Genomic DNA, 13,486 nt, shown 5'->3' with positions numbered 1-13,486 from the left:
AGCGCGATACGGTGGACGGACCGTCCCCGATCTGCGAAGGAACCGTTTCACCGTGCCTGAGACCGGGGATCCCGCGCTGCGCGGCGACTGCGCGAACTGCTTCGGCCTGTGCTGCGTGGCGCTGCCCTTCGCCAAGTCGGCCGACTTCGCCGTGGACAAGGCGCCGGGCGAACCCTGCCGGAACCTCCGGGAGGACTTCCGCTGCGGTATCCACACCCGGCTGCGGCCCAGCGGTTTCCAGGGTTGCACGGTGTACGACTGCTTCGGCGCGGGCCAGCAGGTCTCCCAGGTGACCTTCGGCGGGGTGTCCTGGCGCGAGGCGCCGGAGACCGCGAGCAGCATGTTCGGCGTGTTCTATGTGATGCGTCAGCTCCACGAGCTGATGCGCTACCTCACCGAAGGGCTGGCCCGGCCGGCGGCCGGCCCGGTCCATGCCGAGCTGCGGAAGGCGCTCGACCGTGTCGAGGAGCTCACCCGCGGGGCGGCGGACGCGCTGGAGGAGCTGAGGGTTCCCGAGGTGCGCGCCGACGTGAACCGGCTGCTGCTGCGGACGAGCGAACTGGTCCGCGCCACGGCGGGCGGGAAGCCGAGGAGCCGGCGTGGGGCGGACCTGGTCGGGAAACGGCTGCGCGGCGCGAAGCTGCGCGGCACCGACCTGCGCGGGGCGCTGCTCATCGGCGCCGATCTGACGGGGGCGGACCTGTCGCTCGCGGATCTGATCGGCGCGGACCTGCGGGGCGCCGATCTGTCGGAGGCGGATCTGACCGGCGCCCTCTTCCTGACGCAGCCCCAGCTGAACGCGGCGCGCGGGAGCGCCGCCACCCGCCTCCCGGAGGGTTTCGAGCGCCCCGCGCACTGGACGGCCTGACCGACCCGCTTACGAGGAGGAGGCCGCCGCGTCGCGCCAGACCGTGACGTCGAGCGTCAGGTACGTGCTGGCCGAGTCCTCAGGGGAGATGCCCTTGACCGTGACGAGGCTCAGGTGCCCCGTGCCGGTCGTGACGCAGATCTGGCGGCCCTTGGACAGCTTGTTCACGTAGACCTCCTGGATGAAGCGGGTCTCGGCCCGGCACGCGGCGAGGGAACCCTTCTGTCCCGGGTCGAGGAGTGCCAGGCTGCCGCCGCTGGTCTCCGAGTCGAGGTACCCGCCCGTGTCGTAGGAGAGTTCGTACCCGCCGTCCTCGCCCTTCTGGGGCCGGACGACGTCGTCGCCGAGGGTCAGGTGGTAGCCGGCGGTGAGGTTGACGGCCTTGAAGTCGGCGGGCTGCGGGTCTGCGGCGCCGGTCGAGGGCTGCGCGTCGGCGGGGCTGCCGGTGGCGCCGGGTGTCGTCCCGCCGCCCTGGCCGTTCGACGTACCACCGCTCGGCTTGTCGCCGTTGGCCGTGGTCTCCTGCCCCTTGTCCTTCAACAGGGCGTACGCCGTCACACCGCCGACGGCACCGAAGGCGAGGACGGCGGCGACGGCCACGAGCAGCCCTCGCCCGGGCCGGCCCCGCGAGGCTCCGGGCGCGGCGTGCGGCTGCCCGCCCGGGACCCCGAGGTGCTGGTACGGCGTGGGGACGGGCCCCCGCGTCGGCGCGTAGGCATGGGCCGGGGTGGCGTGTGCCGGCGCCGGGTGGGACACGGGCGTGCGGTACGGCCCGGGATGCGGGGGCGGCTGCTGTCCGGCGGGAGGCCCGTAGGCGCCGGGCGGGGCGGTGGGCGGGGCCGGGGTGGCCGGGGCGGTGGGCGCGTACGCCGCGGCGGGGGCCGTGGGCGCGTAGCCGACGGCCGGGGCGGTCGGGCCCGACGGAGCGGTGGGTGAGTAGCCGGCGGCCGGGGCGGTCGACGGGGGCGGGGGTGTCTGGACGGGGGCGGGAGCCGCGGCCCGGGCGGTGATCTCGGCGGAGACCGCGCCCGGCAGCCAGTCCTCGGGGCGGCGGAGGACCGTCGCCGCGTTCGCCTCCTGGCAGAGCCGGATGACCTCGGCGAGCGTGGGCCGCGCCTCGGGGTCCTTCGCGAGGCACCGGGTGACGAGTTCGCTCAGTCGTTCCGGCACGGCGCTGAGGTCCGGCTCCTCGTGCACGATGCGGTACAGCACGCCGTGCGAGGTGCCCTCGCCGAACGCCGGGGCTCCCGTCGCCGCGTAGGCCGCGACCTGCCCGAGCGCGAAGATGTCCGTCGCCGGGGTCACCTTGCGGCCGGCGGCCTGCTCGGGCGCCATGAACGACGGGGTGCCGATGGTGACGCCGCTGCCGGTGAGCGAGGTCGCGTCGGCCGCGTGGGCGATGCCGAAGTCGATGACGCGGGGCCCGTCGGAGGCGAGCAGCACGTTGGACGGCTTGAGGTCGCGGTGGACGATCCCGGCGCCGTGGATGACGTGCAGGGCCTCGGCCATCCCGGCGACGAGCAGCAGCACCGTCTCCACGGGCAGCGCTCCGTGGGTGACGACCGCGTCGGCGAGCGACGGGCCCGGGACGTAGGCGGTGGCCAGCCAGGGTTGGGCGCCTTCGGGGTCGGCGTCGATCACGGGCGCGGTGAAGAGTCCCTGCACGCGCTGGGCGGAGCGCACCTCCTGGGCGAAGCGGCGGCGGAACTCCGCGTCCTCGCCGAACTCGGGGCGGATCAGCTTGATCGCCACGGGCCGGCCGCCGGGCGTGTACGACAGGTACACCTTCCCCATGCCGCCTGCCCCCAGCCTGGCGGCGAGCCGGTACCCGGCGACCGTGGTGGGGTCGTCCGCGGCGAGCGGTTGGAAGATCTCGCCCGCGTCGCCTCGACCCGGCTGCTGACCACTCATGAATTCATGTCTCCCCACGCTGACCTGTGTTGCCGGACGGCACCCTACCGTCGCGGGACGGTCCGGCCCGCCGCGCGGCCTACGGGCGGGGCGCCGGGGCGGTCCGTACGTCGTAGGTGTAAGGGGTCGTGGTGGAGAGGGTCAGGAAGCCGAGGCGCTGGAGGATCGGGCGGCTGGTGTCGGCGGCGTCGACCTGGACGTAGCGGTGGCCTCGTTCGGCCGCGAGGCGGGTGCGGTGGGCGACGAGGGCGCGGTAGAGGCCGCGGCCCCGCCAGCTCTCGACGGTGCCGCCGCCCCAGAGTCCGGCGAAGTCGGTGCCGGGGCAGAGTTCGAGGCGGGCCGCGCTGACGGGTTCGCCGGCCGCGAGGGCGACGACGGCGGTGACGGCGTCGGGGTCGGCCGCGAGACGGTCGAGGAGTTGGCGGCCGATGTGGGTGCTGTCGGTGCCGAAGGCGCGTTCGTGGACCTCGACCACCTGGCGTACCCCGGCCTCGTCGGTGACCGCGCGGAGTTCCACGCCTTCGGGGAGCGGTACGTCCAGGGGACCCGAGGCGGCTTCGGCGGCCATCAGGGTCTCGGGGGCCTCGGCGGTGAAGCCCGCGGCGAGCAGCCGCTCGCCGAGGTCGGCGGGGGTGTCGTGGGCGTACAGCTTCCACTCGAAGGACAGGCCGGCGGTGCGGTAGTGGTCGATCTGCCCGGCGATGGCCCGGTCGGCGGCGGGGGCGTCCAGGCGGGACCAGAGCACGCCGTTCCAGGCGTGCGCGGGTCCCGTCTGGCGGACGACGTCGCCGACGCGTTCGATCCGGCAGCCGGGTCCGTCGGGGCGGGCCCCTCGGCGGAGCTGACGGTCGTACAGGTCACGCAGGTGCTGGGGCTGGGGTTCCATGGGGGTCACTCCAGCATCGCGTCCGACCTGCGGCAACGGGATTTCCACCGTCGCGCGGGGTCATGGGCCGGGGGTCGCCTTCGCGGGCACCTGTGACACGTCGCTGCTTCCCGCGTCGTGCCGGAGCGGGGTGATCTGGTCGATGTCGTAGCGGATACGGAGCCGTTCGACGGCCTGGTGGTCGACCTCGCCGCCCGAGCCGAGGATCTCCATGAGCTCCTCGAAGTACCGCTCGTGGTCGGGCGGCGGCGAGGCCTGGAAGAGCATGCGGACGGGTTCGCCGGTGGGGTTGGCGAAGGCGTGCGGGCAGCCGGGTGGCACCAGGATCAGGGTGCCGGGGGTCGCGCGCACGGCTCGCTGCCCGGAGGAGGACTCCCACTCCCGCCAGCTGTCCTTGGTACGGACGAGCGGTTCGAAGGCGAGGACGTCGAGTTCGCCCTCCAGGAGGTAGAAGAGTTCCTCGCTGTGCCCGTGGGCGTGGGCGCCGACGTCGAAGCCGGGCGGGACGACGACCTCGAAGGTGGAGGCGGTACGGGAGTGCTCGCCGGTCACCTTGAAGGTGACGTGCTGCGCGGCGGTGGTGAGGGTCTTGCCGTGGCCGGGCGGCACGATGAGGCCGCCGCCCGGTCCGATCGCGGTGGCTGTCACGGTGTACGGGCTCCTCTCACCAGGTGACCGGGAGGGTCTCGGGGCCCCGGATGAGGGCTCCGCGCTGCCAGCGGAGCTGGTCATCGGGCACGGCGAGCCGCAGGTCGGGGAAGCGGGTCCACAGGGAGTCGACGAGGATCTCCGACTCGATGCGGGCGAGCGCGGAACCCGGGCAGTAGTGGGGGCCGTGTCCGAAGGCGACGTGCGGGTTGTAGCCGCGGTCGAAGTCGAGGCGTTCGGGGTCGGGGAAGACGGCGGGGTCGCGGTTGGCGGTCAGATAGGAGACGTAGACGGGGTCGCCGGCCGGGATGGTGATCCCGCCGACCTCGACGTCCTCCAGGGCGATCCGGGAGAGGCCGACGGCGTTGCGGTGCGGGATGTAGCGGAGGAGCTCGTCGACGGCCTGCGGGATCAGTTCGGGTTCCGCGCGCAGCCTGGCGAGGTGTTCGGGGTGGGTGAGCAGCGCGTACACCATGTTCGCGCTGTTGTTGCGGACGGCGTGGGCGCCGCCGATCTGGATGAGGACGGCGAGTCCGACGGCCTCGGTCTCGGTGAGGGTCTCGTCGTCGACTGCGTCGGCGAGGACGGCGGCGAGGGTCTCCTTGCCGGTGCCGTGGTTGCGGCCGACGAGTTCGGTGAAGTAGCGGCCCATGTCGGCCTTGGCCTGCTCGCTGGCCTCCCGGCCCGCGGCGGCGGAGATGATGGTGTCGGACCAGCGGGCCATCAGTGGCTGGTCGCCCTCGGGCACTCCCATGAGTTCGCTGACCATGGCGAGCGGGAAGGGTCGGTTGACGAGTTCCATGAGGTCGGCGGGGGCGCCGTGCTCCTCGACCCGGTCCAGGAGCCGGTCCATGACGTCCTGGGCGTGGTCGCGCAGGGCGCCCAGGGCGCGGGCGCTGAAGGCGCGGGCGACGACGCGTCGCATCCGGGTGTGGTCCGGCGGGTCGGCGAAGCCGACGGCGCCTTCCATCGGGATGAAGTGGGGGGCGACGCGGGTGATGGAGCGGCCCCAGACGGCCTGGCGGCTGAAGCGGGGGTCGACGGAGACGAACTTGACGTCCTCGTACCGGGTGACGAGCCAGGCGTGCCCTTCGCCGTGCGGCAGCCGGACCCGGGTGACGGGGTCCTCGTGCAGCAGCTTGGCGAGCAGCGGGTCGAAGTCGAGGCCGGTGAGGTCGGGCACGGCCCAGAAGTGGACCTGAGGGGTGTCGGCGTCGGTGGCCGTGGTGGTGGTCACGGGGCCGTCCCCTCGGGGGCGGTGACGGTGGCGGTCGCGGTGGCGGCGACGGCGACGGCGACGGCGACGGCGACGGCGGGACGGTGCGGGTCGGGCATGACGTTCACTTTCGTCCGGGCACGCGGGCGGGCCGCCGTCCGGAACCGGGGCGGCGGAGCCGGGCGGCGGAACCGAGACCGGGCGGACCTCGGCTGATCCACCCTTCCCCGCCCCGGACGCGCGCCGTGCCGGGGCCGCCGGAAAGACACCCCAAGGTGTGATGACCGGCCCGCACCCGGCCGTGCCGGGAAAAGTCCCGCAGCCCCCTTGCCAAGCCCCCGGTCCCTCCGGTTTTACTGACCCGGAACGCATCTACCGAATGATCGGTCGTCCGTTTTACGAGCGGGACCGTGGAGGAGTGGCGCGATGAGGGACCTGCTGGACAGTGGCGAACGGCTCGGACGCGAGGAGCTGGCGGCGCTCCAGCTGGAGCGGCTGCGCGCGAGCCTGCGCCACGCGTACGAGAACGTGGACTTCTACCGGCGCTCCTTCGACGCGGCCGGGGTGACCCCGGACGACTGCCGGACGCTCGCGGATCTGGCCCGCTTTCCCTTCACCACCAAGACGGACCTGCGCGACCACTACCCCTTCGGCATGTTCGCCGTCGACCAGTCCCGGATCCGGCGGGTCCACGCCTCCAGCGGCACCACCGGCCGACCGACCGTCGTCGGCTACACCGACGGCGACCTCGACATGTGGGCCGACGTGGTCGCCCGTTCCCTGCGCGCCGCCGGGGCCCGCCCCGGCCACAAGGTCCATGTGGCGTACGGATACGGCCTGTTCACCGGCGGGCTCGGCGCCCACTACGGCGCGGAGCGCCTCGGGTGCACGGTGATCCCCGCCTCGGGCGGTATGACGGCCCGGCAGGTGCAGCTGATCCAGGACTTCCGCCCCGAGATCATCATGGTGACCCCCTCGTACATGCTGACGCTGCTCGACGAGTTCGAGCGGCAGGGCGTCGACCCGCGCTCGACCTCCCTGAAGGTGGGCGTCTTCGGCGCGGAGCCGTGGACGGAGGCGATGCGGAAGGAGATCGAGGAGGCCTTCGCGATCGACGCGGTCGACATATACGGCCTGTCGGAGGTCATCGGCCCGGGGGTGGCTCAGGAGTGCGTGGAGACCAAGGACGGTCTGCACATCTGGGAGGACCACTTCTACCCGGAGATCGTGGACCCGTTCACGGGCGAGGTGTTGCCGGACGGGGAGGAGGGGGAGCTGGTCTTCACCTCGCTCACCAAGGAGGCCATGCCGGTGATCCGCTACCGGACCCGCGATCTGACGCGGCTGCTGCCGGGGACCGCGCGGGTGTTCCGGCGGATGGAGAAGGTCACGGGCCGCAGCGACGACATGATCATCCTGCGCGGGGTGAACCTCTTCCCGACGCAGATCGAGGAGATCGTGCTCCGTACCCCGTCCGTGGCCCCGCACTTCCAGCTGCGGCTGACCCGCGAGGGCCGGCTCGACGCCCTGACGGTCCGCGCCGAGGCCCGCGCGGGAGCGACGGCGGAGGAGCGCGCCGAGGCGGCCCGGGCGATCACGACGGCGGTCAAGGACGGCATCGGGGTCTCGGTCGGGGTCGAGGTGGTCGACCCGGAGACGCTGGAGCGCTCGGTGGGCAAGATCAAGCGGATCGTGGACCTGCGGACGTCGGACTAGGGTCCGCCGGGCGGATGGGGGCTCGGCCCCGACCCCGATCCGTCGGAAGTGCGTCGGAGCGAGGGCTCGGCCTCAGAACCGGTCGGCGGTCTCGCGGGGGTCGTCGGCCATGATCAGATCGATGAACCGCCGGGCCTGGGCCTCGGCCGGTTCGTCCCGCGTGACGGGCAGCTCGAAGGCGAAACGCGGACCGTTCGACCGTGCGGGCCTGTCCATGCGTTGGCTGAAATACACCTCTACCCCCAGGGGCTCCTCGCGCACGATGGAGACGTTCTCCAGCACGCAGTCCCACCGCTCGAACCAGCCGCTGTCCGTGAGTTCCGTGGCCGTCAGGCGGGCGACGGTGTCCACGGGCTCCTCCCAGGTCTTGTCCGCGGCGGCGCGTGCCAGTTCGGCGTCGTACTCGGCTGCGTCGAAGCGGACCTCCGCGGGAACGGGCACCCGGGTGTCGTTCGTGTTCCGCCAGGAGGACCACACCACGCGGTCGCCCTCGCGGCGGATCGTGACGAAGACACCACCGCAGCAGTCGGTGTGGCAGTTGTTGTTGGACAGCTCGACCTCGCGCGGTTCCTCCGGCGCCGACAGCGGCCATTCGCCGGGCGGACGGACCCAGTCCCGGGCCGAGCAGCTCGACACCCCGTCGGGGTGGATGTCCGCGAGCACGTCCCTGCCGTCGACGAGGGGACGCACCTCCGTCCAGGGCTCGATCGCGTACGGGCCCGGCGGCACATGGCGGAGGGCGAGCGTGCTGGGGAGTGTGGGGATGGTCACGCCTCCATCATCACGGTCGGCGGTGGACGCGGGAAGCGGTTATCGAGGGTGCCGAGCTGCTGCTCCGCGGGTCAGTGAGATGCCTCAGGCCTCCGCGTACCGGTCCCGGAGTTCGCGTTTGAGGATCTTGCCGCTGGCGTTGCGGGGCAGTTCCGGTGTGAAGTGGATGCGCTTCGGGGCCTTGAAGTGGGCGAGCTTCTCCCGTGCGTGGGTGAGGAGTTCGGTCTCGGTGACCTCGCCGCGCGGGACGACCACGGCCGTGACCGCCTCGATCCAGCGGTCGTCGGGGAGGCCGATCACCGCCACTTCGGCGACGCCGGGGTGGGTGTAGAGCGCGTCCTCGACCTGGCGCGAGGCGACCAGGACGCCGCCGGAGTTGATGACGTCCTTCACCCGGTCGACGATCGTGTAGTAGCCCTCGGCGTCGCGGACCGCGAGGTCACCCGAGTGGAACCAGCCGCCCCGGAAGGCCGCCTTGGTCTCGTCGGGCTTGCGCCAGTAGCCGTCGCAGAGTTGCGGCGAGCGGTAGACGATCTCGCCGGGGGTGCCGTCGGGGACGTCCTTGCCGTGCTCGTCGACGACGCGGGCCTCGACGTGACGGACCGGACGGCCGCACGAGTCCATCCGGCCCTCGTGCTCGTCGGGGCCGAGGACGGTGGCGAGCGGGCCGATCTCGGACTGGCCGAAGCAGTTGTAGAAGGCGAGGTCGGGCAGCCTGGCCCGCAGTCGCTCCAGGACGGGTACGGGCATGATCGAGGCCCCGTAGTAGGCCTTGCGGAGGGCCGACAGGTCGCGCGTCGCGAAGTCGGGGTGGTTGGCGAGGCCGATCCAGACGGTCGGCGGCGCGAAGAGGCTGTCGGCCCGGCCCGCCTCGATCAGGTCGAACAGGGCCGCCGGGTCCGGGCCGTCGATGATCGTGTTCTCCGCGCCGACGGCGAGGTAGGGCAGCAGGAAGACATGCATCTGCGCGGAGTGGTAAAGCGGCAGGGCGTGTACCGGCCGGTCGTCCTCGCGCAGGTCGAGGGCCTCGATGGCGCTCGCGTACTCGTGCGCGAGCGCCAGGTGGGTCATCGTCGCGCCCTTGGGGAGGGCAGTGGTCCCCGAGGTGTAGAGCAGCTGGGCGATGTCGCGGGCGTCGCGGTCGGTGTCGTACGTCTCCGGTACGGCGAGCGCGGCGAGCAGTGAACCGGGCGCGTCCCGCAGCGCCTTGACGGCGAATCCGTCCGGTACGCGCTCCACGAGGGCGGGGTCGGCGAGGACGAGCGAGGTGTCCGACTGCTCCAGGAGGTAGCTGAGGTCGTCGCCGGTCAGGTGGTGGTTGACCGGCACATGGATCAGGCCCGCCCGCGAACAGGCGAGGAACGCGACCAGGTACGCATCCGAGTTGTGGCCGTAGGTCGCGACCCGCGCCGCCTCGGGCAGCCCGAGGTGGTGTGGCTCCCGCAGGACGGCGGCGGCGGTGGAGACGGCCGCGTCCAGCTCCGCGTACGTCCAGGTCCGGTCGGCGTACCGGACGGCGATCCGGTCGGGGACACGCCGGGCGCTCGCGCGCAGGAAACCGTCGACGGTGCGGCTGGGGAGTCGGTCCATGCGGCGATCCTCGGCGCGTACCGGGTGGAAGGTCAAGTACCGGGAGGCGGGTCGTACCCGCCCGGACCTCGGATACCGAACGGGATGTTGACAAGGGGGCGGGTGACTGCGTGCATGGTACAACCCGCAGTGTCCGTCCGTCCGTTGGGAGACACCTTGCATCTCCGCACCCGACTGAAGCACCTGGCACTCACCGGCGCCGCCCTGGCCGTCGTCACCGCCTCGCTGCCGGGCGCGGCGGTCGCCGACCCCGGTGACGGCTCCGGTGGCCGGGGCCACCATCCGTCAGACCGGGGCCTGTCGGCCGTCATCCGGTACACCGAGTACGGCGTCCCGCACATCGTGGCCAAGGACTACGCGAACCTCGGTTTCGGGACGGGCTGGGCCCAGGCCGCCGACCAGATCTGCACGCTCGCGGACGGCTTCCTGACCGTGAACGGGGAACGTTCCCGGTACTTCGGCCCGGACGCCGCCACGGACGGTGCGCTCTCCTCCGCCGCCACGAACCTCTCCAGCGACCTGTACTTCCGGGGGGTGAAGGACGCGGGGACGGTCGAGGAGCTGCTCGCGACCCCGGCGCCGGCCGGGCCGAGCCGCGACCTCAAGGAGCTGATGCGTGGCTGGGCGGCCGGCTACAACGCCTGGCTCCGGAAGAACCGGGTGTCGGACCCCGCCTGCGCGGGGGCCGGCTGGGTCCGCCCGGTGTCCGCCCTCGACGTGGCCCGGCGCGGATTCGCCGTGTCGGTGCTCGGCGGGCAGGGACGGGCCGTCGACGGCATCACCGCCGCCCGGCCGCCGGCCACTCCCCCGGGTGCGCCCGTCCAGGCGCCCGACCCGGACCGAGCGGCCGCGACCGCCCGGGAGCTGTTCGCCGCCGAGAACGCCACCATGGGCTCCAACGCCGTCGCGTTCTCGGGAGCAACGACGGCGAACGGGCGCGGGCTGCTCCTGGGCAACCCGCACTATCCGTGGCAGGGCGGCCGCCGCTTCTGGCAGTCGCACCAGACCATCCCGGGCGAGCTGAACGTCTCGGGCGCCTCGCTCCTCGGGACGACCGTCGTGAACATCGGTTTCAACGAGAAGGTGGCCTGGAGCCACACCGTCGCCACGGGCGTCCCGCTCAACCTGCACCAGCTGTCGCTCGCGCCCGGTGACCCGACCTCGTACCTGGTGGACGGCCGGCCGGAGCGGATGACCCCGCGCCAGGTGACCGTGCCGGTGAAGGACGGCGCACCCGTCACCCGTACCCAGTGGTGGACCCGGTACGGCCCGGTCGTCGGTGGCCTCGGTCCGCAGCTCCCGCTGCCGTGGACGACGACCACGGCGTACGCGCTCCACGACCCCAACGCGGTCAACCTGCGCGGCTCCGACACCGCGCTCGGCTTCGCGAAGGCCCGGTCCACGCAGGACATCGCCGACACCCTGCGCCGTACGCAGGGGCTGCCGTGGGTCAACACGATCGCGGCCGACTCGGCGGGGCACGCGTACTTCAGCCAGTCGCAGGTGCTCCCCCGGATCACCGACGAACTGGCCGCCCGCTGCTCCACCCCCCTCGGCCGGGCCACGTATCCGTCCTCGGGTGTCGCGGTGCTCGACGGTTCGCGGTCGGACTGCGCGCTCGGCTCCGACCCGGACGCGGTGCAGCCGGGGATCTTCGGCCCGGCGCGGATGCCGGTCCTGCGGGACACCCCGTACGTGGAGAACTCCAACGACAGCGCCTGGCTGACCAACGCCGACCGGCCGCTGACCGGCTACGAGCGGATCTTCGGGACGATCGCGACTCCGCGCTCGCTGCGGACCCGGGGCGGTGTCGAGGACGTGGCGGCGATGGCCGGGCGCGGCGGCCTGACGGTGGCCGACCTCCAGCGGCAGCAGTTCGCCAACCGGGCGCCGGCCGGTGACATGGCGGCCGCCGACGCGGCGAAGGCCTGTGCGTCCGCGCTGCCCGCGGACCCGGAGGTCTGCCGGGTGATCGGCGCCTGGGACCGGACGGTGGACACGGACAGCCGGGGCGCGCTGCTGTTCGACCGGTTCTGGCGGAAGTTCACCGCCGCGGTGAAGCCGGCCGACCAGTGGAAGGTGCCGTTCTCGCCGGCCGACCCGGTGCGTACCCCGCACACCCTGAACACGGCGGCGCCCGGTTTCGCGAAGGCGCTGACGGACGCGGCCGCGGAACTGCGGGCCGCCGGGATCCCGCTGGACGCGCCGCTGGGAGCCCACCAGTTCGTCGTACGGAACGGGCAGCGGATCCCGGTGAGCGGCGGCACCGAGTCGCTCGGCGTCTGGAACAAGACGGAGCCCGTGTGGGACGCGGCGGGCGGCGGCTACGTGGAGGTCGCGCACGGGACCAGCCATGTGCAGGCGGTGGGCTGGGACGGCGGCCGGTGCCCGGTGGCCCGCACCCTGCTCTCGTACTCCCAGTCGTCGAACCCGGCGTCGCCGCACTTCAGCGACCAGACCCGGCTGTACGCGGGCGAGCGCTGGGTGACCTCCCGGTTCTGCGAGAAGGACATCCTGCGCTCGCCGGCGCTGCGGGTGGTGGTCGTCAGGGGCTGAACGGTTCTGCCGGGCCTCGGCGTCAGGGGCTGAACGAGAGGAAGACGAAGGCGGCGAAGATCGAGAGATGGACGCCGCCCTGGAGGAGGGTGGCGCGTCCGGGCACCACGGTCAGGGCGCTCACCACGCCGGTGAGGACGAGCAGGACCATGTGGAGCGGGCCGAGCCCGAGCACGAGGGGCCCGGACAGCCAGATCGAGGCGAGCGCGATCGCCGGGATCGTCAGTCCGATGCTGGCGATGGCGGAGCCGTAGGCGAGGTTGAGGCTGGTCTGCATACGGTCCCGGCGGGCCGCGCGGACGGCGGCGAGGGTCTCGGGCAGCAGCACCATCAGGGCGATGACGACACCGACGACCGCCTTGGGCAGGCCCGCCGACTCGACGCCGTCCTCGATCGTGGGCGAGATCAGTTTCGCGAGTCCGACGACGGCGACGAGGGCGAGGAGGAGCAGGCCGAGGCTGGTCCAGGCGTCGCGCTCGGTGGGCGGGTCGGCGTGCTCCTCCGCCGAGTCCTGGCCCGGACGCGGCACGGGAAGGAAGTAGTCACGGTGCCGTACGGTCTGGACGCCGACGAACACGCCGTACAGGCAGAGTGAGGCGACGGCGGCGAAGGCGAGTTGCGGGGTGGAGAACTCGGGGCCGGCGTGGCTGGTGGTGAAGGACGGCAGGACCAGCGTCATCGTGGCCAGGGTGCAGACGGTGGCGAGTGCGCCGCCGGACCCCTCGGCGTTGAAGACCGCGACCCGGTTGCGGAGCGCGGCGACGAGGAGGGACAGGCCGACGATGCCGTTGCAGGTGATCATGACGGCGGCGAAGACGGTGTCGCGCGCGTAGGTCGAGGTCTTCTCACCGCCACCGGCCATCAGCGTGACGATGAGCCCGACCTCGATGACGGTGACGGCCACCGCGAGGACGAGCGAGCCGTACGGTTCGCCCACCCGGTGGGCGATGACCTCGGCGTGGTGGACCGCGGCGAGGACGGCGGCGATCAGACAGAGCGTGATGAGTCCGACGGCGAAGCCCGGAAGGTCGCGCCCCCAGGCCGCCACAAGCGCAAGCGCCGCCACCACCGGCCCCCAGGTGGTCCACTGCCGTGTCAATGACGCCGTGCTCGAACTCATGATCCGCATCCTGCCACAAAGGGGGCTTTCGACCGGTTCGGCCCTTGCCGGCGCCTTCGGCCTCCTGGAGCGCGAGTTCCCGGAGCTGTCCGGCCCGCTGGACCGGATCGAACTGTCGGCGCCCCGGTCCTGAGACCGGACGCGCGCCCTACGGCGTGCGGAAGCCGCGGAAGGTCACGTGCTTCGCGGCCCGCCATCGTGTCG

11 protein-coding genes are annotated in these 13,486 nt (G+C 72.8%); 4 read left to right on the top strand and 7 right to left on the bottom strand.

What is annotated here, in order from left to right; all coding sequences use genetic code 11:
* Positions 1-52: 52 nt before the first annotated feature.
* Positions 53-868 (top strand): pentapeptide repeat-containing protein, encoded by an 816-nt coding sequence (locus tag ACIRB7_RS12050; RefSeq protein WP_403596032.1) that lies wholly within the window; start codon positions 53-55, stop codon positions 866-868.
* A gap of 9 nt (positions 869-877) precedes the next feature.
* Here ACIRB7_RS12050 and ACIRB7_RS12045 read toward each other — a convergent pair whose 3' ends face one another.
* The 4 genes from ACIRB7_RS12045 to ACIRB7_RS12030 form a co-directional block, all read right to left on the bottom strand.
* Positions 878-2,779 carry a serine/threonine-protein kinase gene (locus tag ACIRB7_RS12045; protein ID WP_403596029.1) on the bottom strand — a complete coding sequence of 634 codons (1,902 nt, stop codon included), beginning with the start codon at positions 2,777-2,779 and terminating at the stop codon, positions 878-880.
* Between the two features lie 79 nt (positions 2,780-2,858).
* Positions 2,859-3,665: a GNAT family N-acetyltransferase gene (locus ACIRB7_RS12040; RefSeq protein WP_403596026.1), complete on the bottom strand. Its 807-nt coding sequence runs from the start codon at positions 3,663-3,665 to the stop codon at positions 2,859-2,861.
* A gap of 60 nt (positions 3,666-3,725) precedes the next feature.
* Complete coding sequence (locus ACIRB7_RS12035) at positions 3,726-4,313, bottom strand: cupin domain-containing protein (protein WP_403596023.1); 588 nt, start codon at positions 4,311-4,313, stop codon at positions 3,726-3,728.
* A 16-nt stretch (positions 4,314-4,329) separates the two neighbouring features.
* The gene (locus ACIRB7_RS12030) at positions 4,330-5,550 is read right to left on the bottom strand and encodes a cytochrome P450 (protein ID WP_403596020.1); all 1,221 of its coding nucleotides are present in this window, start codon (positions 5,548-5,550) and stop codon (positions 4,330-4,332) included.
* A 405-nt stretch (positions 5,551-5,955) separates the two neighbouring features.
* Between ACIRB7_RS12030 and paaK the strand changes: the two genes are divergently transcribed.
* The gene (paaK, locus tag ACIRB7_RS12025; protein WP_403596017.1) at positions 5,956-7,245 is read left to right on the top strand and encodes a phenylacetate--CoA ligase PaaK; all 1,290 of its coding nucleotides are present in this window, start codon (positions 5,956-5,958) and stop codon (positions 7,243-7,245) included.
* A gap of 72 nt (positions 7,246-7,317) precedes the next feature.
* Here paaK and ACIRB7_RS12020 read toward each other — a convergent pair whose 3' ends face one another.
* Positions 7,318-8,016 (bottom strand): hypothetical protein, encoded by a 699-nt coding sequence (locus ACIRB7_RS12020; protein ID WP_403596013.1) that lies wholly within the window; start codon positions 8,014-8,016, stop codon positions 7,318-7,320.
* An 84-nt stretch (positions 8,017-8,100) separates the two neighbouring features.
* On the bottom strand, positions 8,101-9,606 hold the full coding sequence (locus ACIRB7_RS12015) for a fatty acyl-CoA synthetase (RefSeq protein WP_403596010.1): 1,506 nt from the start codon (positions 9,604-9,606) through the stop codon (positions 8,101-8,103).
* Between the two features lie 156 nt (positions 9,607-9,762).
* Here ACIRB7_RS12015 and ACIRB7_RS12010 point away from each other — a divergent pair, with 156 nt between their 5' ends.
* Positions 9,763-12,162: a penicillin acylase family protein gene (locus tag ACIRB7_RS12010; RefSeq protein WP_403596007.1), complete on the top strand. Its 2,400-nt coding sequence runs from the start codon at positions 9,763-9,765 to the stop codon at positions 12,160-12,162.
* A 22-nt stretch (positions 12,163-12,184) separates the two neighbouring features.
* Here the strand turns inward: ACIRB7_RS12010 and ACIRB7_RS12005 are convergent, their stop codons facing one another.
* Positions 12,185-13,282 carry a calcium:proton antiporter gene (locus tag ACIRB7_RS12005; protein ID WP_403596004.1) on the bottom strand — a complete coding sequence of 366 codons (1,098 nt, stop codon included), beginning with the start codon at positions 13,280-13,282 and terminating at the stop codon, positions 12,185-12,187.
* Here ACIRB7_RS12005 and ACIRB7_RS12000 point away from each other — a divergent pair.
* The gene (locus ACIRB7_RS12000) at positions 13,281-13,415 is read left to right on the top strand and encodes a hypothetical protein (RefSeq protein WP_403596001.1); all 135 of its coding nucleotides are present in this window, start codon (positions 13,281-13,283) and stop codon (positions 13,413-13,415) included. The two genes, ACIRB7_RS12005 and ACIRB7_RS12000, sit on opposite strands and share 2 nt — an antisense overlap.
* The last annotated feature ends 71 nt before the right edge of the window (positions 13,416-13,486 follow it).

The organism is Streptomyces sp. NPDC093795, assembly GCF_044764665.1.
Classification (GTDB): domain Bacteria; phylum Actinomycetota; class Actinomycetes; order Streptomycetales; family Streptomycetaceae; genus Streptomyces.
The sequence above is the reverse complement of the archived record's forward strand: the minus strand, read 5'-3'. Positions and strand labels throughout refer to the sequence as shown.

Coding starts and splice junctions, on each gene's coding strand:
- ACIRB7_RS12000 (WP_403596001.1), top strand. CDS start 13,281: ATGATCCGCATCCTGCCACAAAGGGGGCTTTCGACCGGTTCGGCCCTT.
- ACIRB7_RS12045 (WP_403596029.1), bottom strand. CDS start 2,779: ATGAGTGGTCAGCAGCCGGGTCGAGGCGACGCGGGCGAGATCTTCCAA.
- paaK (WP_403596017.1), top strand. CDS start 5,956: ATGAGGGACCTGCTGGACAGTGGCGAACGGCTCGGACGCGAGGAGCTG.
- ACIRB7_RS12040 (WP_403596026.1), bottom strand. CDS start 3,665: ATGGAACCCCAGCCCCAGCACCTGCGTGACCTGTACGACCGTCAGCTC.
- ACIRB7_RS12005 (WP_403596004.1), bottom strand. CDS start 13,282: ATGAGTTCGAGCACGGCGTCATTGACACGGCAGTGGACCACCTGGGGG.
- ACIRB7_RS12015 (WP_403596010.1), bottom strand. CDS start 9,606: ATGGACCGACTCCCCAGCCGCACCGTCGACGGTTTCCTGCGCGCGAGC.